We start from the raw sequence: 24391 nt of genomic DNA on the forward strand, positions 1-24391 counted from the left end.
AGTGTCGAAGTCGGCAACAGCCGACTTCGATGCAGGAGAGGGTTCCCCGCGCCCTACCGGTAGACGAGGCGCTTCAGTACAGCCCGCCCGTCCCGGAGCCGACCGCTCGGCCGCCCGTCGGCGCGACGCTCATCGGCCCGCCGCCGCCATCGCCGGCCGCGCCGATGACCGAGTAGCTGTCGGGCGGCGCGGTGCCGGGCTTGAAGGCTTCCAGGATGCCGCCCTCGCCGCCGGCGCGCATGCCGGTGCGCGGATCGACGCGGATCAGCTTGATCCCGGCCGGAACACGGAACGGCGTCGCCGGCTTGTCCTTCAGTGCCTGCATCATGAAATCCCGGAAGATCGGTGCCGCGTACTGGCCGGCCGTCGCCGAATTGCCGAGCGATTTTGGCTTGTCGAAGCCCATATAGACCCCGACCGCGAGATCCGGCGAGAAGCCGACGAACCAGACGTCCTTGGCGTCGTTGGTCGTGCCGGTCTTGCCGGCGAGCGGCTTGCCGACCGACTTCACCACCGTCGCAGTGCCGGCGTTGACGACGCCTTCCAGCAGCGAGACCATCTGGTAGGCCGTCAGCGGGTCGAGCACCTGGTCGCGGTTGTCGACGAGGCGCGGCTCGCGCTGGTTGGCCCATTTCTCCGCGGTGCAGCCTTCGCAGACACGCTGGTCGTGCCGGTAGATCGTCGCGCCGAAGCGGTCCTGGATGCGGTCGATCAGCGTCGGCCGGATGCGCTTGCCGCCATTGGCGAGCATCGAATAGGCGGCCGTCATCCGCATCACCGTGGTCTCGCCGGCGCCGAGCGACATCGAGAGCACCGGCAGCATGTCGTCATAGATGCCGAAGCGCCGCGCATATTCGGCGATCAGCGGCATGCCGACATCCTTGGCGAGGCGCACCGTCATCAGGTTCTTCGAGAACTGGATGCCATAGCGCAGCGTCCGCGGCCCGGTGAACTTGCCGTCGTAATTGCTCGGCGACCACACGCCGAGCCCGCCGCCCTGGTCGACCTCGATCGGCGCGTCGAGCACGATGCTGGACGGCGTGTAGCCATTGTCGAGCGCGGTCGCATAGACGAACGGCTTGAAGGACGACCCCGGCTGGCGCAGCGCCTGCGTCGCGCGGTTGAACTCGGACTGGTCGTGCGAGAAGCCGCCGACCATCGCCAGCACGCGGCCCGAGAACGGGTCCATCACCGTGATCGCGCCGTTGACCTCCGGCATCTGGCGCAGGCGCACCTGCCCCGCCTTGCCGTCGATCGGCTCGACATAGACGATGTCGCCGACGGAAACCGCCTGCGAGACACGGGTGCGCCGCGTCCAGCGGATGCCCTCGGTGCCGAGCGTCGCGGTCTCGCGCTCCGGCCGGAGCTGGCCGGAGGCCTCGCGAACCGGCTGCAGGCCGACGCGGGCGCCGTCGCCCGCGACCTCGAGCACGACGGCGAGGCGCCAGGGCTTGACGTCGCCGAGCGCCGGCAGCTCGCCGATGGCGACGCCCCATTCCCGGCCCGCGAGGTCGATCTTCTGGACCGCGCCGCGCCAGCCGCGCGCCTCGTCGAAGCGCACCAGGCCGTCGACCAGCGCCTTGCGCGCCATCAGCTGCATCTTCGGGTCGACGGTGGCCCGCACCGAGAGCCCGCCCTCGAGCAGCTTCTTCTCGCCATAGCGATCCTGCAATTCGCGGCGGATCTCCTCGGCGAAGAAGCCAGCGGCGATGTTGTTCGGCGAGATGGAACGCGGATTGACGCCAAGCGGCTGCTTCTTGGCGGCGTCGGCCTCGGGCCGCCCGATCACGCCGTTCTCGGCCATGCGGTCGAGCACATAGTTGCGGCGCTCGATCGCCCGTTCGCGATTGCGGAACGGGTGCAGGTCGGTCGGCGCCTTCGGCAGGGCGGCGAGATAGGCCGCTTCCTGGACATTGAGCTCGTGCACCGATTTGCCGAAATAGTTCAGGGCCGCGGCGGCGACGCCGTAGCTGCCCTGCCCCGGCGCCGGCGCACCGAGATAGATCTCGTTCAGATAGAGCTCGAGAATCTTGTCCTTCGAATAGGTCGACTCGATGCGCAGTGCGATCAGCGCCTCACGGATCTTGCGCTCGATGCTGTGCTCGGAGCCGACGAGGAAGTTCTTCGCCACCTGCTGGGTGATGGTCGAGGCGCCCTGCGGCCGGCGGTTGGAGCCGCGATTGCGGAAGTTCGAGATCGCGGCACGCGCCAGGCCCTCGGGGTCGACGCCGAAATGCCGGTAGAAATTCTTGTCCTCGGCGGCGAGGAAGGCGTCGATGATCAGCTTCGGCACCGCCTGGATCGGCAGATAGAGCCGGCGCTCGCGGGCGAACTCGGCGATCAGGCTGCCGTCGCCGGCATGGACGCGGCTCATCACCGGCGGCTCGTAGTTCCGCAGCTGGGCCGAATCAGGAAGATCCTTGGAATAGTGCCAGACAAGCCCGGCGGCCCCCGCGACACCGATCACGAAGAGGATCGTGCCGGCGGCGAACGCCCACCCGAAAAGGCGCAGAATGAACCGCATCGAGAACCTTGACCTCGTCTAGCGGCAGCGGCGTCGCTCGAATCGACGGCATGCCCTGCCCGGGTGGTGGACTTTCAACGCAAGTCTATAACATGGCGGAAATGGCGGAACCGTGGCTGCAAGACCACAAACCCTCATCTTCGGCCCCGCTGCGTCAGCGCCGGCTCTCCGCCGCCTTGCCGGGCGCCTGGGTGCGCGCGAAATACTGGTCGACGGCGCGCTGCACCGCCGCCACCGCCTGCGCCCGCCAGCTCTCGGAATTCAGGAGCTCGGCATCCTTCGGGCTCGACATGTAGCCGAGCTCGATCAGCACCGAGGGCACGTCGGGCGCGGTCAGCACCCGGAAGCCGGCCGAACGCAGCGGCACCTTGTGCATCTTGACCGAGCCGCCGAGCTTTTCGACCAAATTGCGCGCGAACATCGCCGAGAAGCCGCGGGTCTCGCGCTTGGCGAGGTCCATCAGGATGCCGGCGACGTCCTGCACGTCCTCGCTGGCGTCGAGGCCGGCGACAGCGTCGGCCTGGTTCTCCTTGGCGGCGAGGCGCGCCGATTCGGCGTCGCTCGCGCGTTCCGAGCTCGTATAGATCGTGGCACCGCGCACTTCCTGCGACTGGGTCAGCGAATCGGCGTGGATCGAGATGAACAGATGTGCCTCGACGCCCCGGGCAATGCGGACGCGGTCGCCCAGCGCCACGAAGCTGTCGTCGGCGCGGGTCATGATCACGCGATAGCGCCCCTGCGCCTCGAGCTGCTCCTTCAGCTTCAGGCCGAAGGCGAGCACCACCGACTTCTCCGCGATCGAAGCGACGACGGCACCGGGATCGATGCCGCCATGGCCGGGATCGATCACCACGATCCGGCGCTGGTCGCCCTCGCCCCTGGGCTCCACCGGCACATGCGGCAATTGCGCCTTGGTCGCGGCGGCGCGGGCGAGCGCGGCGAATTCCTCGCGGCTCGTGCGCTTGAGCTCGATGACGAGCTCGCCGAAGCCGCCGCGCATCGGCTTCACCGAGACATCGGCGACGACGGCCGGCTGCGCCAGGTCGAGGATCAGCCGCGCCCGGTCGGGCGTGAACAGGCCATAGCGGAAGCCGGAGACGAAACCTGCGGATTTGCGGGCGTTCGAAGCGGGGATCTGGAAATTGACCGAGGGCAGGTCGACGATGACGCGGTCGGGGCCGGCCATGACGAAGGCGCTCGCGGTGACCGGGCGCGACAAAGTGAGCGTCAGCCGGACGACCTCGCCCTGGCTTTCGATTCGCGCCTCGCTCGCGACGGGGAAGTCGCTGCTCGCCCTCCCCGGCGAATTGGCCATGGCCGGGCCGGCTGCCAGGAACAGGGGAACAAGCAGGAGAACGAGCAGCGCCGGCAGGGCGCGCCGGAGCACCGCGCCGGCGATGCGGCGCGCCGTCCTGGCGGCATGATGGTGAGGGCCCTGAGGCAGGAGCTGCTCCTAGATCCACGGCGGCGATGCTTAAGGGTTCTTAACCATAGCGCCGCAATCCATTGACAATCGGTTACCATGCCGCAACGCCCCCGGAAACCGGCTGGTTCCTTGCGCCGGCGCGTTCTCCCTTGCCAAATATGGCAAGCTGTCTGTAATGGAGTCGGTTGCATCGTGAAGGCTTCCGCCGCGCGCAAGCAGGGTCTTGGAAAGACCCGTTGACGCCCGACGAAAAAGCCAAACGGCCCGATTGCTCCAGGCGGTCAGGAACGGCGCGAAGGCAACCAGCAACAGATCGTCCGCGGACGGGCCGGCGTCAGGCAGAAATCGACGCCGGGTTCGGCATTCCGCGAGCGTGTCAACGCGGTGCGCTTCCCCTCGAGGCAGGCGCGCCGCAGGTCAAAGGTAAGATGTCGGGGCATACGACGCCGCTTCCCATTTCGGTGTTTCGTCGAGACCTTCTCGGTTGCGACGGGCTGATCGCCCGTTCTGCCGCTCGCCTCCGCTATCCAGCCTTGGCTGATTTTCTTTCCCTGCAACATGCCGGCGCGAGCCGGCCGACGCGTGGCGCCCCTGCCCGCGGCAGCGGAGTCGTTTCCGCAGCCCGGCGGGTACCAAAGGCCGTTGCGCAGATGGACCTATCCTATGGCCAACAAGATGCTGATCGACGCCACCCACCCGGAAGAGACCCGGGTCGTGGTGTCCCGCGGTTCCCGGATTGAGGAATTCGACTTCGAGTCCGCCAGCCGCAAACCGCTGCGCGGCAATATCTATCTGGCGAAGGTGACGCGGGTCGAACCCTCGCTCCAGGCGGCTTTCGTCGAATATGGCGGCAACCGCCACGGCTTCCTCGCCTTCTCCGAGATCCACCCCGACTACTACCAGATCCCGGTCGCCGACCGGCAGGCCCTGCTCGCCGAGGAAGCCCGCGCCGAGCGCGAGGAAGAACGCGACGAGGAGAAGCGCGAGAAGCGCGGCCGCCGCGATCGTGGCCGCCGTGGTGACCGCGAGGGGCGCGCCAAGCGCGCCGCCAATGGCGACGAGACGATTAGCGCCGAGGTCGAGGCCACAGGCGAGCCGGTCGAGACCGACGGCAAGGAAGCCGCGATGGTCAACGAGGGCGCGCCGGCCTTCGGTCAATACTTCGCCCCCGCCGTCGCCGAATCGGACAGCGAGAGCGTCGTCGGGAACGCCGCGCCACTGACCTTCGAGACAGCCAGCGAATCCACCTCCGCCGAGGCCTCCGGAGAGACGCAAGCCGCGGAGGCCCGCCGCCCGTCCGAGGACGGCGACGACAATGGCCAGGATGAGAATGGCCAGGACGATCACCAGCAGGACGACCACCAGGACGAGCCCGAGCAGCTCGGCGGCGGCGACGCCCTCGACGACATGCCGGAGCGTCCGCGCCATACGCGCCGCCAGTACAAGATCCAGGAGGTGATCAAGCGTCGCCAGATCATCCTGGTCCAGGTCGTCAAGGAAGAGCGCGGCAACAAGGGCGCGGCGCTCACCACCTATCTCTCGCTCGCCGGCCGCTATTCCGTGCTGATGCCGAACACCGGCAAGGGCGGCGGCATCTCGCGCAAGATCACCAATGCCGAGGACCGCAAGCGCCTGAAGGAGATCGCCCAGGAGCTCGAGGTTCCGGAGGGGATGGGCATCATCCTGCGGACCGCCGGAGCATCGCGCACCAAGGTCGAGATCAAGCGCGACTACGAATACCTGATGCGGATGTGGGAGAGCGTGCGCGAGTTGACGCTCGGCTCCGTCGCGCCGGCGCTGGTCTATGAGGAGGGCAACCTCGTCAAGCGCTCGATCCGCGATCTCTACAACAAGGACATCGACGAGGTTCACGTCGCCGGCGAGGAGGCCTATCGCGAGGCCAAGGACTTCATGCGCATGCTCATGCCGAGCCATGCCAAGAGCGTGAAGGCCTATCGCGAGCAGACGCCCCTGTTTGCCGCCTTCGGCGTCGAGAGCCAGCTCGACGCGATGTTCTCGAACACGGTCACGCTCAAGTCCGGCGGCTACATCGTCATCAACCAGACCGAGGCGCTGGTCGCGATCGACATCAACTCCGGGCGCTCGACCCGCGAGCACAATATCGAGGACACCGCCCTCAAGACCAATCTCGAAGCGGCGGAGGAGATCTCCCGCCAGCTGCGCCTGCGCGACCTTGCCGGCCTCATCGTGATCGACTTCATCGACATGGAGGAGAACCGCAACAACCGCGCCGTCGAGAAGAAGCTCAAGGACTGCCTGAAGAACGACCGCGCCCGCATCCAGGTCGGCCGCATCTCGGCCTTCGGCCTGCTCGAGATGTCGCGCCAGCGCATCCGCACCGGCGTGCTCGAAAGCTCCTCGGTGCCCTGCCCGCACTGCGCCGGCGCCGGTCTCGTCCGTTCGACGCCCTCGATCGCACTGCAGATCCTGCGTGCGCTCGAAGAGGCGCTGATCAAGAGCGCCTCGCATAATCTCGATGTCCGCACCCGGCCCGAGGTCGCGCTCTATGTGCTCAACCAGAAGCGCGCCCATCTGCGCGACCTGGAGGAACGCTTCAACATCGCGATCACCGTCTCGGCCGACGCCGCCTTGCTCGGCACGCGCTATTTCGAGGTCGAGCGCGGCGAGTTCGTCGGCAACGAGAACCGCGTCGTCCCGGTCAGCAGCATGCGCGCCGAGGCCGTTATCGACGAGCCCGAGGAGGACGAGGTCCTCGATGCCGAGGTGGAGAGCGACGGCGACGCCGATGCCGGTGCCGGCCCGCGTTCGGCCGCCAGTGACGGCGATGGCGAAGGCGATGGCCAGGAAGGTCGCGGCGAAGGCGGGCGCAAGCGCCGGCGCCGGCGCCGGCGGCGGCGTGGCGGCGAGCGCGATGGCGAGGGCCAGCGCCTCGACGGCGGCAGCGATGAGGCCGGAGACGGCCAGGACGATGAGGATGACGAGGCAGGCGAGCGGGCCGCGCCGGCTGCCGGCGCCGCCGAGGAGGATTCCGCGCCTCTCGTCGCAGCCACGGTCGAAGAGCCCACCGAGGCCAAGCCGCGTCGCGGCCGTCGCGGCGGACGCAGCAAGAAGGCCGAGGCCGAAGTCACGGCAGCCGAAGCGGCCGTGACTGAAACGGCAACGCCCGAGACGGCAGCGCCCGAGGCAACCGCCGCCGGCGCAACCGAAGCGGCGACCGAGTCCGTCCCGGCTCCGGTCGAAGCGGCCGAGAAGCCCAAGCGCAGCCGCGCCCGCAAGAAGGTCGTGCCGATCACCGAGGATGGCGGCGTCGCAGTCGCCGCTGCCGAGGCGCCGGCAGCAGCCCGCCGGGCCGCGTCGAGGAAGGCGCAGCCGGTTGCCGCCGCCCCGACCGCAGCCGAGGCCGTGAGCGCCGAGCCAGCCGCCGAGGAGGCGCCCGCCCCGGCCGCCGCCCCGCGCCCGGTCGAGGAACCTGTCGCCGTCGTTCTGACGCCGGCCGATCCGGATCGGCCCAAGCGCGGCGGCTGGTGGAACCGTCTCGCCGGACGCAAATGATCGGACGCAAGAGCACGCGCCGATCAGGTTGATTCAACCTGATCGGATCCGGCTCTCATGAGACAAGGCCCGCTGCGAGCGATCGCAGCGGGCCTTTTCCATTGGGGCGTAGGCTGACGCGCGCGGCGAGGCGCGAATGCCTCGGCTCGGGCAATCGCAACGGCCTTCGCGGTTGGCCGGTGCCTCGCTGCGCCGGTGCCCCCGCCCCGGCAGGCACGCGCTCGCAAGGCAGATATGCGTTAACGGATCGTCTACATATAGATGAGTCACAAAATGGTCGGATTTCGCCTCCATAGGGCGCGTAGTACGCTAAAACAAACCAAGGCGATGGAGCTAGAAAATCTTTGACGTAAAGTAACAATCAAGCAAGACGCCACAAGGTACTTCGGGTAACTATCCTACGATCACGGTCTGTGCGCCTGCTGCCACAACCGTTGCTATTCTGACGCTTTCGCAGGCTGTTGCCGGCGACAAGGTCACCGCCTTCCAGGGTCACCGGCAAAGCTCAAGGTGACGACGCGCGAGAGCGCAGCTTCCTACCCGGTCCCGCCGCGGCGAATGGCCTGCGATCCATCGCAGGCTCGCGGCCCTCCTGAGTATCGGTCGGCAAGAAAGCACTCCGGGTTGGTGCCGCCATGCGCGCGGGCGCCCGTGTCATCGCAGTTGGCGAAGCGCTCGTTCGCCCCCACCCCCAAGAAAACAGACCAAGCCAGAAGCGCCGCTGATTCTGCCGCCGATCGATCGGCGCCGCAAACGCTCGGCTTGTCTCCCCTGGAGTGCCTCCATGAAGCGCCTCGCCCCGCCGGCGTTAGTCGCGCTCGCGGCTTTCGTCGCGTTGCCCGCCGCGACCACGCCGGCCACGTCGCCTACCAATCCGGGCATGCCTGTCGGCATCGACAGCGATACGCGGGACATCTTCGGGCAGCCCGTTCGCCTGAACGGCGTCGATGCCGATGAGATCGGGCATGTCGTCAAGCCCGACTTCCTGCCTGGGTTGGTCCCTGCCAGCCTCACCCTCGACGCGATCCACGGCTGGGGAAGCGATGGCGGGCCACGCAGCGGCTTCAGCCCCTATCCGCAGAATGAGAGACAGGCCGATCCCGCCCCGCCCGAAACCTCGCCGCCCGAGGCTTCGCCACCCCAGAGCGCGTCCCTGCCAAGCGGCGATGGCGCCACTCCGGTGGCTCTGGGGCCCGCAGCCCACGACTCGGCCACGCCAATGAGCGAGCGCACGGCCAACGCCACCGCTTCGGTGACGCCGCCTGCCATGCCCGCCGCGATCGAGAGCGATCCGGAGCCGCGGCAACTCTATCGCGGGCTGATCAAGTCCGAGGACATGGCGCGCGAACAGCGTTGCCTGGCCGAAGCGGTCTATTTCGAGGCGCGCTCGGAACCGGAAGAGGGACGCGCCGCCGTCGCCCAGGTCGTGCTCAACCGGGTCAAGAGCGGGACTTATCCGGACTCGGTCTGCGGCGTCGTCTACCAGAACCGTCACCGCAAGCTCGCCTGTCAATTCACCTTCGCCTGCGAGGGCAAGTCGCTGCGTATAACCGAGCCCGAGTCATGGGCGGCAGCCGTGCGCATCGCGCGCGACGTCTACGAGGGCACGATCTATCTCACGGAGGTCGCCGCCTCGACGCATTATCATGCCGACTATGTCTCGCCCCGCTGGGCGAAGAAGCTGACGAAGATGGACGTGATCGGCCGGCACATCTTCTACAGCTCAGATCCGGTCAGGGTTTCGCAGGCGCCATGACGCGAAAACTCGAACGGCAGAGGCAACTCCGGAAACTGGCTGCCCCGGCAAGGCTATTTCCCCGGCGCCGCACCCATGGCCGGATTCGCTCCATCTGCTTGCGCTCGCGCTTGACGTAATGGCATCGGAGTGCGGAACTGCGGCTGCGCCCTCGAACGCGGAGCCGCGATGCCGCCGCCACGCAATCCCGAGCGTCTCGTGGTCTACGTCCTGTGCGGCGCCGGCCTGCTCGGCCTGGCCTGGCTCGCCTTGCAGGCCATCGGCTGGTTCGGCGTCGGCCTGCTCGGGCTGTTCGTCCTGTTCGTCGCCGTGCGCTTCGAGCTCGAGGGCAATCTGCCGGTCGGCCCGCAGATGACGCCCGACCTCTATGCCAGCCAGTTCCACAAGGACGGGCGCGAGCATGCCTCCGAGCGAGCCGAGCGGCGCACCCTGCTCGGCGGCCAGCTTTCGGCGGCAAGGGTCGCCGCCGGCTTCGGCGGCCTGCTGACCGCCATCGGCTTCGGCTTCTTCTTCATGCTCGAATTCGGCCGCTGACCCGGCCGGCGCGTCTTACTGGGCGGCCGGCACGAGCGGCGTCGGCGGCGGCACGGCGCTGATCGCGGCCGCCCCGGCCGAAGTCTTGGCCCCGCCCTCGCGCACCGTGACCGCATTCGAGGCGAAGGGCACCCCGGCATCGTTGAGGCCGCGATAGACCCGCTTCAGCGCCTCGCGCTGCAGCATCGAGGCCTGGTTCGGCTTCGCCGTGAATTTCAGCCGGATCACGATCGCCGAATCGGTGATGTCGGCGACGCCCTGCATCTTGAGCGGCGCGATGAAATGCGGCCCGAACTCCGGATCCTCGAGCAGGGCCAGCCCGGTCTTCTTGATCGTCTTGCGGGCCTGTTCGATGTCGGCGGAATGGTCGAGCCGCACGTTGAACTTGAGCGTCGCCCAGTCGCGGCTGGCATTGGTCAGCGACTGCACCTGGCCGAACGGGACGGTGTGAATCTGCCCGCTCTGATGGCGCAGTTGCATCGAGCGCAGCGAGATCTTCTCGACCGTGCCCTTGAGCCGGCCGGTATCGACATATTCGCCGACGCGGAATGCATCCTCCAGCATGAAGAAGAAGCCGGAGACGATATCGCGGACCAGCGCCTGCGAGCCGAAGGAGATGGCGAGACCGAGAATGCCGAACCCCGCCAGAAGCGGCCCGATATCGACGCCGAGGCGCGACAGCAGCACAAGCCCGGTCAGGCCGAACGCGGCGGTCAGAACCACGCCGCGCAACACCGGCATCACGGTCGCCAGCCGCGACGGCACGGTGTCCTCGGGCATGACGTCCTCATCCGCAGGCCCCGTGGCCCGTGCGCGCGGTGAATAGGCGTCGAAGAAGCCGCGCAGGAACACGATCACAACCCAGCCGGCGAAGGCGAGCGCGGCGATCCCCGCCACCTTCTGCGTCACCGCCTGGAACTGGCCGGAACTCATCCCGAACAGCAGCCGGGCCCAGATTCGCCCCATCAGGTAGAGCCCACCGGCCCACATGGCCCCGCCGGCGGCGGCGCGCATGGCGCGCCCCAGAGCCTGTTGCATCGGCGTCGGCGGGGAGACGGCGGCCCGCTGCTCCTGCCGGCAGGCCAGCAGGCTGGTGACACCAACCGACAGGATCGGGGCCAGGACGACGATGATCTGCGTCAGTTCCGCTGCCTCGGCCCACCGCCCGCCATCCGGCATCATCGCCGCCGCCCGCCCGACCATCCAGAGCAAGACCGCGAGCGCGACATAAATCCAGGGCGCAGCCTGCGCCAGCAGTCGCAAGCCGTGGCCGGGCTGCTCGCTATTGGCCAGGATCAGCGCGGTCAGGTCATGCCGGGCATCGGTGAACCACCAGATCTTGTAAGACAGCAGCACCGCCCCGCTGAGCGTGACCAGGCCCGCCACCGGTGCGGGGCCGGTTGCGACGCGCTGCGCCAGCAGCGCGCCGACGATGAACACCGGTACGGCTACCGCATAAACGCACAGTAGCCGGAAATGCCGGTCCGCACGCGGCAGCGGCATCAACCGCCGCTCAGGCGCCCCCGGCGCCAGCAGGAAGCGGCCCGTCGCGATATAGGCCGCGCCGACGGCAGCCCCGTTGGCAATCGAGCGCAGATGATGGGCGGCAAGGTCTTCCAGCGGCAGCCAGACGCTGCCCAGCCATCGCGCCAAGACGAGCCAGAGCGAGATTGTCAGCAGGTCCTGAAGCAGGCCGGCTCCGGACGCGGAGAGGCGGGCGGTGAGGTAGGAACCTTGCGGCACCATGCGCGCCGCGAACCATTTCGCCGTCGCCACGCGGAACAGCAGGGCAGCACCGAGTGCGAGCGCGAGGCAGGTCAGGATCTGCGATCCCGCCGAGACATTCCGGTTCCGCGCCCAGGCGCGGCCCCAGTCGCCCGGCAGGTCGACCACGCTGGGAACGGCCCCGCGGCCATAATCCACACCGGAGACGAAGTAGTCCCACAGCGCCCCGGCCTCCGCATCGGTGGTCGCGGCCGGAGGCGGCGGCGCAGCAGCGACCGGCGCTGCCGGGACGGGCGCTGCCGGCGCCGCGGTAGCCGGAGTTCCCGCGAGCCGAATCTCGACCCTGCGCCCCCCGGCGGAAAGCGTGTCGACGAGCTTGCGTATGGTTTCGGGTGTCTCGTCGCCCCGCAGCGTCAGCGTCAGCGTCTCGCCCGGCGCGGCCGCGGTTTGCGACGCAGCCGGCTGGCACAGCAGCGCAACTGCCGCCAGCAGCAAGAAACCGCGCGTCGCGGCCAGCACCTGCCCGATCCGATTCCAGACCATTCGCCTTCCCCGCCTCAGCCAACCGGATTTGATGCCTGCGGCACCCGCTTTGCAAGCCTCGCCTGGCACATGGCCAGGCGCTGCGGATCGTCGGCAGGCCGGCCTTCCCTAGCGCGTCTTCAACCAGCGTCCAAGGCGTGCCACCGCCTCCTCGCACTCCGCCAGCGAGCCGGCGAAGGAGAGCCGCACCGTGCGCGCGCCGCGGCCCTCGTCGAAATCGAGCCCGGGAGTGATCGCGACCCCGGCCGTTTCGAGAGCATCCCGGCAGAAGCTCATGGAATCGTTCGAGTAACGCCCGATGTCGAGATAGATGTAGAAGGCCCCGTCGACCGGCAGGAAATCACCGAGGCCGATCTCCGGCAGCGCCTTGAGCAGATAGGCGCGGTTCTGCGCATAGCCGGCCTTGATCGTCTCGCATTCGGCGGTCGCGTCGAAGGCGGCCTCGCCCGCGACCTGGCTCAGCATCGGCACCGAGATCGAGAAGTTCTGCTGCAGGCGCTCGATCGTCCGGACCAGCCGCTCGGGCACCACCAGCCAGCCGACACGCCAGCCGGTCATGCAGTAATATTTGGAGAAGGAGTTGACGATGATCGCGTCGGGGTCGGCGGACAGGGCCGTCGTCGCCGGCCGCTCATAGGTCAAGCCGTGATAGATCTCGTCGGAGATGTACCAGAGCCCGAGCCGCCGGCACTCGGCCGCGACTGCGGCGATGGCCTCGGGCGCCATCACCACGCCGGTCGGATTGGCCGGGCTCATCGTCAGCACGCCGGCGAGCGGCGCTTCCGCATGGGCCCTGGCGATCAGCTCCGGGGTCAGGGCGTAGCGCGTCTCCGGCCCGACCGGAATCGCGACCGGCTCCAGCCCGAGCGCGATCAGGATGTTGCGATAGGCCGGATAGCCCGGTGCGGTGATGGCGATGCGTGCGCCGGGCTCGAAACAGGCCAGGAAGGCGAGGATGAAGCCCCCCGACGAGCCGGTGGTGACGATGACGCGCTCGGCCGGCACCTCGACGCCATAGGCTTCATGGTAATGCCGCGCGATCCGCGCCCGCAGCGAGCCGATGCCTAGCGCCTGGGTATAGCCGATGCGCCCGTCCTCGAGCGCCCGGCCCGCAGCGGCGCGAATGCTCGCCGGCGTCGGGGCCGAGGGCTGGCCGACTTCCATATGCACCACCGAGCCGCCCCGGTGCTCGATCGCCTCGGCGGCGTTCATCACGTCCATGACGATGAAGGGGGCGACGGCCTGCGCCCGCGCGGCGGGTTTGGGCGCCGGCGGCAGGCCGGGTGCGGCGATGGTCATGGCTGTCCTCGAAAGCGAACCGTTTCCCGAGCCATGCCCCGCCGGCCAGCGGATCGCAAGCGGCTCAGCCGGGCGTCCCCACCGGCCGCAAGGGCGAGACCTGGGCGTTCTCGCCGGATCTCAGCTCGCTGTGCCGCACGATCGCCGCGCTCATGCTGACGCGATAGCGCTCGCTCAGGCCCGTCGCGTCGAGCGCCCGCACCGCCGGCGTATCGGGGATCAGGAAGGCGGCCGCATAGCGCCGCGCCTGATATTCCATCGCCCGCAGCCTGGCTGAGAACCGCTCCGCCCGGCCGCCGGAGGGAGCGCGATTGAACGTACCCTGATGCCCGAGCAAAGCATGGCCGACCTCGTGCGCCACCGTCATCAGCGCCCTGCCCTCGCCGCGATTGGCGCTCTCGAACACGGCCTCTGGAATCAGCAGGCGCTTGCCTTGCGAGTCCCATTGCGCCTCGGCCGTGCCGAGCGCCCCGTCGGCGACGCGCTGATAGGCGAAATTCGGATAGCGCGCCTTCAGCTTGGCCATCAGCGTCATGAAATCGATCGCCTGCTCGTCGCGAAAGCCGAGCCCGCGCCGGTGCGCCAAAGCGCGGGCGTCGATCTGCGCATCGGTGAGGAAGGCATGGCGCATCGGCAGGCCTCCTGAGCCCGCCCATGATAGCCCGGGCCCGGCGGCGGCTCAACGAAAGCCAGCCGGGGCGCCTCAGCTCGCCAGGATGGCCTCGACGATCTCCTGCACGTCGAGCGCCTCCTGCAGGCTCGCCAGCTGGTGCGCCTCGCCGCGCGTCAGCCTGGCGACGCCCTCGAGCTGGCGCTTCAGCGCGACCGGCCGCGCCTCGAGCTGCGAGAGCGCATCGGGAGCGCGCTGCCAGGAGCCGTCGGGCTGGCGCCTCTCCGCCAGCGACCAGTCGCAAAGCCGCACGGCGCCCTTGTCGCCTTCGAGCGTCCAGATGTTGTGGTCGTCCTTCGCCGTCGTGCCGACGCCGCCGCTGAGCGTGAGCGGGGTCTCGCCGGCGACGAGCCGTGCCTCGATCCCTCGCTCCGACCTGCCGGCTTCCGGAAAGGCGACGCTCGCCTGCAGGCCGTGCAGCGGCCCGAGCAGACGCCGGCTCAGGAACAGGAAATGCGAGACGACCTCGCGGGTGAAGCCGCCCTGCTCGCGCCGGTCGAGCCAGCCGGCCGCGTCGGCCTGCCAGGGCCGCGGCCAGCGCGCGAAGCCGACCTCGATCGAGGCATGGCGGAGGGTGCCCAGCACGCCCTCCTCGATCCAGCCCGCCAGCGTCGCCACCGCCGGCGAGGACGCGAACGGGAAATTGACGGCGCCGCGCCCGCCGGCTTCGGCGACGAAGGCGCGGGCATCGGCGAGATCGACCGCCAGCGGCTTCTCGCAGAACACGCTGCGGCCGGCGCCAAGCGCGGCGCGGGCATGGCCGAGATGGGAGGCCGGCGGCGAGGCGACATAGACGCAGTCGCTCGCCGCGATCACCGCCGCGGCGTCCCGCAGTGCGGCGACCTGCGGCAATTCGTGGGCGATCCGCGCCATCGCCTCCGGAGACGGATCCCAGATCCCCGCGGCCCGGACGAGATCGGGCGTCTGGTCGAGCATGGCGCGCAGCATGCGCTCGCCCATGATGCCGGCGCCGATGATGCCGATGGAGACGGGAGCAGGCATGGGAAATGGCCTCGTTGATGGCGGGTGGCATCGCATAGCAGGAGTTGCCGGGGCGAGACAGGGGCTGGTGCCCGAGGCGGCTCGCCCTCACGCCCGGCGGCGCGCCTCGGCCAGGAAGGCCGCCTGGCGGCTGCTCGGGCTGAACTCGACCCGGTTGCGCCCCAGTGCCTTGCCGGCATAGAGCGCCGCGTCGGCGCGCCGATAGAGCTCCGCGGCCGATTCGCGACCGTCGAAGGCGGCCGCCCCCAGCGAGACCGTGAGGTGAGACGTGGTCGGCGAGGCCGCGTGCTCGATGGCCAGCTCCTCCACTGCGGCCACCAGGCCCTCGAGGCGCGCCGCGCCCTTCTCCGACGTGGCGTCATAGAGCAACAGGCCGAACTCCTCGCCGCCGAGCCGGCCGGCCATGTCCATCGGCCGCCAGCCGGCAGCGGCGATGGCGTGCGCGATCAGCGTCAGGGCGGCATCGCCGGCCTGATGGCCGTAATAGTCGTTGTAGCGCTTGAAATGGTCGACATCGAGGATGGCGAAGACCACCGGGACGCCGTCGCGCCGTGCCTGCTGCAGCGCCGAGACGGCATGCTCCTCGAAGCCGCGGCGATTGGCGATGCCGGTCAGCGAATCCGACATGGCGCGGTCGTGCAGCAGCCGGCGCAGCAGGAACTGGTCGCGCTGGGCGCGCTCGCGCAGCCAGGCGCCTACGGCGCTGACGAAGACGGCGAAGAACAGCAGGACCGACAGCCGGCCATGCTCGATCAGGTGCGCAGGTTCGCCCAGCATGGCGAAGCCGAGCCCGGTGGTGAACACGGCGATGAACAGCGCGACGCCGAAGCTTTGCAGGAAGGTCAGCCCGAGCGGCAGGAAGACCGCGGCGATGATCACCAGTTGGGCGATGTCGGCTTGCGGCAGGCCGCGCAGCTTGAACATGTTGGCGATGAAGGCGCAGGTCCCGCCGATCAAGGCGAGCACCAGCATCGAGAGGCGGTGATCGGCGCGCGGCAGGCGCTCCGTGGCCAGCATGCAGATCGGGATCAACAGCGCGGCCAGCGTCGCCAGGCGCAGCGCGATGGCGACCGCGACGTCGAGATCGCCGGCGGCAAGCGCCGCCCAGCCATCCAGCCGCGTAAAATCGAGGCCGATGAAGACGAGCCAGATGCCGAGAGCCGTCACCAGGCAGACCAGCGTGCTGGTCTGCTGGTCGGCGCGCATGTGCAGGCGGTATTCGCTTTCCAGCTTGGGCTCGAAGCGCAGGCCGTCAAGCCGCCGCACCGCGCCGGTGCGTGCCGCATCGCCCTCCGCCGGGACTTCCCTTTCGGGCGCCAGATTATTTCTCAAGCTGTGCACGCACGCGACCATGACCACGACAAGCTAATGGGACTTTGACGCCGGCCGGCCTGAGCGGTTGCGCCCCGGCAGCTTCGGCCGGGAAGGTTTCAACCGGGTTTCGCCAATGCCACGCATTCGAGCGATCGGCGCGGCGATGGCTCCCCGAAAGCGGCGTGCCACCGTAACGGCTGCCGTTACGGCCCGGCTGCGATAAGACTGCCCCCGGATTCGCCGGCGGGAATAAGGTTCAGCCATGGATATCTTCGAGCGCCTGAAACAGGCCGCAGCCGCCGACTGGGCGGCTTACGTCGAGCATGATTTTGTGCGGCAGATGGGCGACGGCTCCCTGCCGGAGGCCGCCTTTCGCCGCTATCTCGTCCAGGACTACCTGTTCCTGATCCAGTTCGCCCGCGCCTATGCGCTGGCGACCTACAAGAGCCGCACGCTTTCCGACATGCGGGCGGCGAAGGCCGGGCTCTCGGCCATCCTCGACCTCGAAATGGACCTGCATGTCCGGCTCTGCGGCCGCTGGGGGCTCTCGCCGCAGGACCTCGAAGCGGCGACCGAGCATCAGGCGACGGTCGCCTATACCCGCTATGTGCTCGATTGCGGCCAGGCCGGAGACCTGCTCGACCTGCATGTCGCGCTCAGCCCCTGCGTCATCGGCTATGCCGAGATCGGCGCCCGCCTCGCCGCCGATCTGGGCGCTGCGCTCGAAAGCCACCCCTATCGCGACTGGATCGCCGAATATGCCGGCGAGGCCTATCAAGAGATCGCAAGCGACGCGCGCCGCCATCTCGACGGCCTCGCCGCCCGGGCGATGACGGAAGCGCGCTTCGGCGAACTCGCCGCGATGTTCGGCAAGGCCTCGCGGCTGGAAGCCGATTTCTGGCAGATGGGGCTGGAGGGGGCGAAAACGACGAACTAGCCGGCAGCGCCCCTCGGTCTGCCACATGTCATGCGCTAGAGCCGGATGATGTCAGATGGAATCATGGAATGATCCCATCTGACATCTGAATCCGTCTCTCATCAAAGAGTTAGAGCAGGATTCTTGCGAAAAACCGGTTTCCACTTTTTCGCATCCTGCTCTAGGCAGTCCGCGACTCCAGCGGAATGCCGCCATAGTTGTTACTCCCTCCTGCCGCTGTCCGGCGTCAAACTCATCCTCAAGATCGACACCGGCGATGAGCCGCTACGGCGTCGCAGCTCGGCGACGAGGCGGGCATCGCCCAGATCGGGAGGAAGCCATGACGACAGCAACGCAGAATGAACCGGCAGGCGCGCTGCCCGCCATGCAGACGCCACCGGTCGTGTCGCCGCAGGACTGGGAGGCGGCCCGCCAGAAGCTGCTCGTGAGGGAAAAAGCCCAGATGCGCGCCCGCGACGCGCTCGCCGCCGAGCGCCGGCGCATGCCGTGGGTGGAGGTCGAGAAGCCCTATGCCTTCGAGGGACCGGCGGGCAAGGCCAGCCTGCTCGACCTGTTCGAGGGCCGGCGCCAGCTGATCGTCTACCGCGCCTTCTTCGAGCCGGGCGTCTACGGCTGGCCCGATCACGGCTGCCGCGGCTGCTCCCTCGGCGCCGATCAGGTCGGCCATCTCGCCCATCTCAACGCCCGCGACACCACCCTGGCCTACGCCTCACGCGCGCCGCAGGCGGACATCGCCCGGCTGAAGCAGAAAATGGGCTGGGCCATGCCCTGGTACACCATCATCGACAGCTTCGACGCGGATTTCGGCGTCGACGAATGGCATGGCCACAACGTCTTCATCCGTGACGGCGAGCGGATCTTCCGCACCTACTTCATCAATAATCGCGGCGACGAGGCGATCGGAACGCTCTGGAGCTATCTCGACCTCACTCCGCTCGGCCGCCAGGAGAGCTGGGAGGACTCGCCCGCCGGCTATCCGCAAGACCCGCCCTACCAATGGTGGAACTGGCACGACAGCTATGTCGAAGGCGCGGCGCCGGACCGGAAATGGGTCGAGGTCTCGGAGGCCGGCGAGGCGGCATTCAGAGAACAATCCGCACGTGAGAAGGCGGCGGGCGAAGCGTGCCCGTCCTGTTCGGGAACCGCCAGCTAGCGCATTTTTCGATCGCCCCGCACCGTCATCCCGGCTGGAGCCCTCGGGTCCGACCTTCGGTCGGCCCAAGGATAAACTCCGCGGAACGCCGGCATCCATGTCGAGCGCAGTGCCTTCGATGGATTCCGGAGCAGCACCGCTTTGCGGCTTGTCCGGAATGACGATCCGGTCATTGGCTTGAACCCGGCCGTGCGGTCAGTGCTCGCGGCACTGGTCCAACCGCCTACACCTCACCCTGCCCTCTCCTTCCAGGAGAGGGTCCCCGCGCCTCACGCATCGAGCGCCGCGATGATCCGCACCTCGACGACCGCACCCTCGCGCCTTAAGCCCGCGACCTCGACCGCCGTCCAGGCCGGAAAGGGCTCGCCGAGATGTTCGAGCCGGACCGCGTCGAAGAGATCGAAATGCTCGCGCAGGCCGACATGATAGCTCGTCATCTCGACGACCGAGCCAAAGTCCAGCCCCGCCTCGGCCAGCAAGAGGCCGATCTTGCGGAAGACATTGCGGAACTGCGCCTCGGCATCCTCAGGCATCCGCCCCTGCGCATCCCCGCCGGTTACGCGGTCAGGAAGGCGAACCCGCCGGACAAGATCGCCGGCGACATTTTCAGCTGCTCGGCGGCGGCGCGGAATTCAGGCGGCGCGATGGCGCGGTTGGGCATGGCATCTTCAGGAGGCTGACTGCCAGCAGACAAGCATAGCCCGTTCAGCAACCCTTGCCGCACGTGACAATTCTCGCATCATGTGCATACCTTATGCGCATGAACCGCCCTGCCAAGCGACCGATCAATCTCTCGCTCGACGTTGGCCTCATCGAGGCCGCGCGGGCTCATGGCCTCAATCTCTCGGCGATCACCGAGGAGGCTCTGAGGACACGGATCGCGCAAGAGGACGCCCAGCGCTGGCTTTCGGAGAACAGCGAAGCCATCGCCGCGCAGAATGCGTGGACGGCCGAGCACGGCCTGTTCTCCGACGAGTTCCGGGGCTGGTAAGCGCGTGGCGCAGTACGATGTCTACGAACACCCCGGCGAGCGCCTTCGAGCCGAATACCCATTCGTCATCGACCTTCAGGCCGATCTGCTCTCCTCGCTCGACACGCGCGTGATCGCCCCACTGCGGCGGGCGGAGTTGGTGCCGGCGATCAAACGGCTGAATCCCGGCTTCACGATCGACGGCATCAACGTCGTGCTGGTGCCAACCGAAATCGTCGCGATCCGCCGCAGCCTGCTGGGACGGCCGGTAGCCTCGCTGGCGAAGGAGCACTTTGCCATCACCGCGGCGCTCGATCTGATGCTGACGGGGATTTAAGGCACGACGACCGTGCCGCCAAAATATTGTTACTATAGGGTCGCTAGAAAGCTGGTTGGTGTTAGTTGAACATGCGCATCAAGCGGTGGACGGATGCTAAACGCCTTCGGGGAGCGAGCTAAATTCCATATCCGTATGAGCTGCCATGCGTCACGATTGGCATCGGCCGCAGCGAGTTCAGTACGAGTGATATGAAACGGCGTCCGCTCCCATCCGTTCGTGGTTTTTACTTCGATTAGACGAGGCGATCCGTCTGGCTCGAAACTCGCAATGTCATAGCCCGCGCCATCTCCGTCCTCCACCGCGATCCACCGCACGCGCTCTGCCAGATCCCGTCGACTGTTGGCTCGAAGTATGGCCCGCTCGTAGTTTATTACGATCTCTTCTCCGGCCCTCCCAAGGGCACGGTTGCGAGCATCTCGCCCCGCCACGTCGTATTTGCGAGCGATTAGGTCCATAGCCACTGGCGAAACTGGTGGCGGCGCATTGGAGAAGGAAGGCGCAGGACCGATCCAAAGAGTAGAAGCGCTATCGTCCATTCGGGGCCTGCGGTCACCCAATTGGCTACTGTCCGATTTAGGCGTAGGCCAGCCCGGTCGCATATCAAGCCTCCGAATTACAGCATCAACGAGCGATGACTGAAATTGCGATGCAGGCTTGTACCCATCTATCCAAGGTTGGCCCAGACCTAAAAGTACAGCACTTATATTCTGATGTTTAAATTCAATAGAACCTTCAGATCGGCCAATTAACTGAGGGAGAAGCCTGCGTCGACGCTCGGCTTTCACATACGGGTGACCGCAAATGTCCGAGATGAGCATCTCGAAATAATCCGCTACGATCAGGTCGTTCTCTTGATCGGTCCAATGCGCGTCGGCCATGACGAAACACATACCAAAACAATGGGCCAGGTCCAACGTGGACCTGGCCCTTCTCATTAAATCAGGCAGCTACTCTCTAGGCAGGAAGCCTAGATTTCGGAATTGGCTCACGAACAACCCGTCGTGCTCCCACACGTATTGCACTTCAAGCAGGTCCCATTCCGCACCAGCGTGAAATTCCCGCATTCGCCGCAGCTATCCCCGACATAGCCCTTCATGATCGCCTCGGCCCGGCGCTCGGAGGCGCTCGGCTGGGCGGCGGGCGCGGCGAAGCCGAGCTTGGCCATCTCCGCCTCGCCATAGGCTTCCGGCTCCTCCTTCAGCGCGGTGGCGCCGAGGGTCGAGATGCCGGTCAGGCTGGCGCCGCCGCGGGCGACCGCGTCGTTCGCCGCCGTGCCGCCGCCCTGGATGGCGAGCAGGTTGATCGGCTTGCCGCGGCGGAAGCCCGAGGAGGCCAGCGGGGTCGAGGTGATCGGCCCGGCCGCTTCCGGCGCCTTGCCCTGCTCGACGCCGCCGCCCATCACGTCATGGCCGATCTCGCTGGGATCGACATGGGCGAGGTCGTGCCGGCCGAGATAGGAGATGGCGAGCTCGCGGAAGACGTAGTCGAGGATCGAGGTGGCGTTCTTGATCGACTGGTTGCCCTGGACGAAGCCCGAGGGCTCGAACCGGGTGAAGGTGAAGGCCTCGACATATTCCTCGAGCGGCACGCCATATTGCAGGCCGAGCGAAACCGCGATGGCGAAATTGTTCATCATCGCCCGGAAGGCCGCGCCCTCCTTGTGCATGTCGATGAAGATCTCGCCGAGGCGGCCATCGGCATATTCGCCGGTGTGGACATAGACCTTGTGGCCGCCGACCACCGCCTTCTGGATGTAGCCGGTGCGGCGCGAAGGCATCTTCTCGCGGTCGCGCACCCGCTCGACCCGCTCGACGATGCGCTCGACGATCTTCTCGGCGATCTGCGTGGCGCGGGCCGCCATGGGCTGCTGGTAGAGCGCCTCGGTCGCGTCGTCCGCATCGTCGTCCTCATCGGCGATCAGCGCGGAGTTCAGCGGCTGCGACAGCTTCGAGCCGTCGCGATAGAGAGCATTGGCCTTCAGCGCCAGCTTCCAGGAGAGCAGATAGGCGCTCTTGCAGTCCTCGACGGTGGCGTCGTTGGGCATGTTGATGGTCTTGGAGATCGCGCCCGAGATGAAGGGCTGGGCCGCCGCCATCATGCGGATGTGGCTGTCGACCGAGAGATAGCGCTTGCCGATGCGTCCGCACGGATTGGCGCAATCGAAGACGTTGTAATGCTCCTTCTTCAGGTGCGGCGCGCCTTCCAGCGTCATCGCCCCGCAGACATGGACATTGGCGGCCTCGATCTCGGCCTTGCTGAAGCCGAGGAAGGGCAGCAGCTCGAACGACATGTCGGCGAGCTTCTCGGCCGGGACCTTCAGCGTGCCGGTGAGGAAGTCCTCGCCCAGCGTCCACTTGTTGAAGACGAACTTGATGTCGAAGGCGGCCTTCAAATCCTTCTCGATCGCGTCGATCTTGTCCTGCGGGAAGCCCTTGGCGCGGAGCGAGCCATGGTTGACGCCCGGCGCCTGCGCCAGCGTGCCATGGCCGACGGCATAGGCCTCGATCTCGGCGATCTCGCTCTCGCGATAGCCGAGCGCCCGGAGCGCATCCGGCACGGCGCCGTTGATGATCTTGAAATAGCCGCCGCCGGCGAGCTTCTTGAACTTCACCAAAGCGAAGTCGGGCTCGATGCCGGTGGTGTCGCAGTCCATGACAAGGCCGATCGTGCCGGTCGGCGCGATCACGGTCGACTGGGCGTTGCGGTAGCCGTGCTGCTCGCCGAGCGCCAGAGCCTCGTCCCAGGTGGCGCGGGCCCGCTCGGACAGCGTCGCCGAGGAGCCGCCGAGGCGCGCCAGCGTCGCATGGTCGAGCGGCACCGGCGTCACCTGCAGGCCCTCATAGCCGGAAGCCAGGCCATGGGCGGCAGTGCGGTGGTTGCGGATGACGCGCAGCATGTGCTGGGCGTTCTTCTTGTAGCCCGGGAACGGGCCGAGCTCGCCCGCCATCTCAGCCGAGGTCGCATAGGAGACGCCGGTCATGATCGCGGTCAGCGCGCCGGCGAGCGCCCTGCCCTCGTCGGAATCATAGCCGAGGCCCATGGTCATCAAGAGGCCGCCGATATTGGCGTAGCCGAGGCCGAGCGTGCGGTACTCATAGGAGAGCTCGGCGATCTCGCGGCTCGGGAACTGCGCCATCGTCACCGAGATCTCGAGCACCACCGTCCAGAGCCGGCAGAGATGCTCATAGCCCTCGACGTCGAACAGCTTGGTCTGCCTGTCGTAGAACTGCAGCAGGTTGGCGGAAGCGAGATTGCAGGCGGTGTCGTCGAGGAACATGTACTCCGAGCACGGATTCGAGGCGCGGATGCGTCCCGAGGCCGGGCAGGTGTGCCAGTCGTTCATCGTGGTGTTGAAGTGCAGGCCGGGATCGGCGGAAGCCCAGGCGGCGTAGCCGATCTTCTCCCAGAGGTCGCGGGCCTTCAGCGTCTTCGTCACCTTGCCGGTGGTGCGGCCGACGAGGTTCCAGTCGCTGTCGGATTCCACGGCGCGCAAAAAGTCGTCGGTCAGCGAGACCGAGTTGTTCGAGTTCTGGCCCGAGACGGTGAGATAGGCCTCCGAATCCCAGTCGGTGTCGTAGGTGTCGAACTGGATGTCGGTATAGCCCTGGCGGGCGAACTGGATGACGCGCTTGATGTAGTTGTCCGGCACCATCGCCTTGCGGGCGAGCTTGATCTCGCGCTTCAGCGCCGGGTTCTTCTCGGGATCGAAGCAGGAATCGCCCTCGCCCTCGCAGTTCACGCAAGACCGCATCACGGCCTTCATCGCCTTCTGGACGATCTTGGAGCCGGCGACGAGCGCCGCGACCTTCTGCTCCTCCTTCACCTTCCAGTCGATATAGGTCTCGATGTCGGGATGGTCGACGTCGACCACGACCATCTTGGCGGCGCGGCGCGTCGTGCCGCCCGACTTGATCGCGCCTGCCGCGCGGTCGCCGATCTTCAGGAAGGACATCAGGCCGGAAGAGCGGCCGCCGCCGGCGAGCTTCTCGCCCTCGCCGCGCAGCATCGAGAAGTTCGAGCCGGTGCCGGAGCCGTATTTGAACAGGCGCGCCTCGCGCACCCACAGATCCATGATGCCGCCCTCGTTGACGAGGTCGTCCTGCACGCCCTGGATGAAGCAGGCATGCGGCTGCGGGTGCTCATAGCTCGACTTCGACTTCACCAGCTTGCCGGTCTTGAAGTCGACGTAGAAATGGCCCTGGCTCGGCCCGTCGATGCCATAGGCCCAGTGCAGGCCGGTGTTGAACCATTGCGGCGAGTTCGGCGCGACCATCTGCGAGGCCAGCATGAAGCGCAGCTCGTCATGGAAGGCCTGCGCGTCGCCTTCGGAGGAGAAGTAGCCGCCCTTCCAGCCCCAATAGGTCCAGCAGCCGGCGAGCCGGTCGAAGACCTGCTTGGAGGAGATCTCGGAGCCGTAGCGCTCGCTTTCCGGCAGCTTGGCCAGCGCCGCCTCGTCCGGAACCGAGCGCCAGAGGAAGGAGGGAACGTCGTTCTCCTCGACCTTCTTCATGGCGGCAGGCACGCCCGCCTTGCGGAAATATTTCTGCGCGAGCACGTCGCTCGCCACCTGCGACCAGGAATCGGGCACCTCGATGCCCTCGAGCCGGAACACGATCGAGCCGTCGGGATTGCGGATCTCGCTGACGGCCGAACGGAACGGAATC

General features: G+C 67.5%; 17 protein-coding genes. 7 read left to right on the top strand and 10 right to left on the bottom strand.

The genetic code is table 11. The features are described from left to right. Nucleotides 1-73 precede the first annotated feature (73 nt). Nucleotides 74-2524, bottom strand: coding sequence for a penicillin-binding protein 1A (locus V6M56_RS17185; RefSeq protein ID WP_332685378.1), 2451 nt, complete (start codon nucleotides 2522-2524; stop codon nucleotides 74-76). 154 nt (nucleotides 2525-2678) lie between these two features. After that, nucleotides 2679-3839, bottom strand: coding sequence for an N-acetylmuramoyl-L-alanine amidase (locus tag V6M56_RS17190; RefSeq protein ID WP_332685379.1), 1161 nt, complete (start codon nucleotides 3837-3839; stop codon nucleotides 2679-2681). 774 nt (nucleotides 3840-4613) lie between these two features. Here V6M56_RS17190 and V6M56_RS17195 point away from each other — a divergent pair. From V6M56_RS17195 to V6M56_RS17205, 3 genes are all read left to right on the top strand, one after another. Next, nucleotides 4614-7484: an Rne/Rng family ribonuclease gene (locus V6M56_RS17195; protein WP_332685380.1), complete on the top strand. Its 2871-nt coding sequence runs from the start codon at nucleotides 4614-4616 to the stop codon at nucleotides 7482-7484. 784 nt (nucleotides 7485-8268) lie between these two features. Beyond that, complete coding sequence (locus V6M56_RS17200; protein ID WP_332685381.1) at nucleotides 8269-9240, top strand: cell wall hydrolase; 972 nt, start codon at nucleotides 8269-8271, stop codon at nucleotides 9238-9240. A 168-nt stretch (nucleotides 9241-9408) separates the two neighbouring features. Further along, a complete protein-coding gene (locus tag V6M56_RS17205; protein WP_332685382.1) occupies nucleotides 9409-9774 on the top strand; it encodes a hypothetical protein in 366 nt (121 codons plus the stop codon). A gap of 15 nt (nucleotides 9775-9789) precedes the next feature. On the opposite strand, the gene V6M56_RS17210 is transcribed toward V6M56_RS17205, so the two are convergent. The 5 genes from V6M56_RS17210 to V6M56_RS17230 all read right to left on the bottom strand — a co-directional run bounded on the left by V6M56_RS17210 (nucleotide 9790) and on the right by V6M56_RS17230 (nucleotide 16354). Continuing rightward, nucleotides 9790-12042, bottom strand: coding sequence for a mechanosensitive ion channel family protein (locus tag V6M56_RS17210; protein ID WP_332685383.1), 2253 nt, complete (start codon nucleotides 12040-12042; stop codon nucleotides 9790-9792). Between the two features lie 108 nt (nucleotides 12043-12150). Further along, nucleotides 12151-13341 (bottom strand): aminotransferase class I/II-fold pyridoxal phosphate-dependent enzyme, encoded by a 1191-nt coding sequence (locus tag V6M56_RS17215; protein WP_332685384.1) that lies wholly within the window; start codon nucleotides 13339-13341, stop codon nucleotides 12151-12153. A 64-nt stretch (nucleotides 13342-13405) separates the two neighbouring features. Then, on the bottom strand, nucleotides 13406-13972 hold the full coding sequence (locus V6M56_RS17220) for an ImmA/IrrE family metallo-endopeptidase (RefSeq protein WP_332685385.1): 567 nt from the start codon (nucleotides 13970-13972) through the stop codon (nucleotides 13406-13408). 72 nt (nucleotides 13973-14044) lie between these two features. Then, nucleotides 14045-15013, bottom strand: a complete 969-nt coding sequence (locus V6M56_RS17225) for a Gfo/Idh/MocA family protein (RefSeq protein WP_332685386.1) — start codon at nucleotides 15011-15013, stop codon at nucleotides 14045-14047. 87 nt (nucleotides 15014-15100) lie between these two features. Further along, on the bottom strand, nucleotides 15101-16354 hold the full coding sequence (locus V6M56_RS17230; RefSeq protein ID WP_332685387.1) for a GGDEF domain-containing protein: 1254 nt from the start codon (nucleotides 16352-16354) through the stop codon (nucleotides 15101-15103). Nucleotides 16355-16589: 235 nt separating this feature from the next. On the opposite strand from V6M56_RS17230, the gene tenA reads away from it, so the two are divergent. Both tenA and V6M56_RS17240 read left to right on the top strand, forming a co-directional pair. Then, nucleotides 16590-17264, top strand: a complete 675-nt coding sequence (gene tenA / locus V6M56_RS17235; RefSeq protein ID WP_332685388.1) for a thiaminase II — start codon at nucleotides 16590-16592, stop codon at nucleotides 17262-17264. Between the two features lie 319 nt (nucleotides 17265-17583). Next, nucleotides 17584-18417, top strand: a complete 834-nt coding sequence (locus V6M56_RS17240; RefSeq protein WP_332685389.1) for a DUF899 domain-containing protein — start codon at nucleotides 17584-17586, stop codon at nucleotides 18415-18417. A gap of 269 nt (nucleotides 18418-18686) precedes the next feature. On the opposite strand, the gene V6M56_RS17245 is transcribed toward V6M56_RS17240, so the two are convergent. Next, complete coding sequence (locus tag V6M56_RS17245; protein WP_332685390.1) at nucleotides 18687-18950, bottom strand: Rid family hydrolase; 264 nt, start codon at nucleotides 18948-18950, stop codon at nucleotides 18687-18689. Between the two features lie 227 nt (nucleotides 18951-19177). On the opposite strand from V6M56_RS17245, the gene V6M56_RS17250 reads away from it, so the two are divergent. Beyond that, on the top strand, nucleotides 19178-19408 hold the full coding sequence (locus tag V6M56_RS17250) for a type II toxin-antitoxin system CcdA family antitoxin (protein WP_332685391.1): 231 nt from the start codon (nucleotides 19178-19180) through the stop codon (nucleotides 19406-19408). A 4-nt stretch (nucleotides 19409-19412) separates the two neighbouring features. Further along, nucleotides 19413-19724, top strand: a complete 312-nt coding sequence (locus tag V6M56_RS17255; protein WP_332685392.1) for a CcdB family protein — start codon at nucleotides 19413-19415, stop codon at nucleotides 19722-19724. A 32-nt stretch (nucleotides 19725-19756) separates the two neighbouring features. Here V6M56_RS17255 and V6M56_RS17260 read toward each other — a convergent pair whose 3' ends face one another. Continuing rightward, nucleotides 19757-20662 (bottom strand): protein NO VEIN domain-containing protein, encoded by a 906-nt coding sequence (locus V6M56_RS17260; protein ID WP_332685393.1) that lies wholly within the window; start codon nucleotides 20660-20662, stop codon nucleotides 19757-19759. Nucleotides 20663-20712: 50 nt separating this feature from the next. Beyond that, nucleotides 20713-24390, bottom strand: coding sequence for a vitamin B12-dependent ribonucleotide reductase (locus V6M56_RS17265; RefSeq protein WP_332685394.1), 3678 nt, complete (start codon nucleotides 24388-24390; stop codon nucleotides 20713-20715). Nucleotide 24391: the final 1 nt, after the last annotated feature.

This window comes from Allobosea sp. (assembly GCF_036675845.1).
GTDB lineage: Bacteria > Pseudomonadota > Alphaproteobacteria > Rhizobiales > Beijerinckiaceae > Allobosea.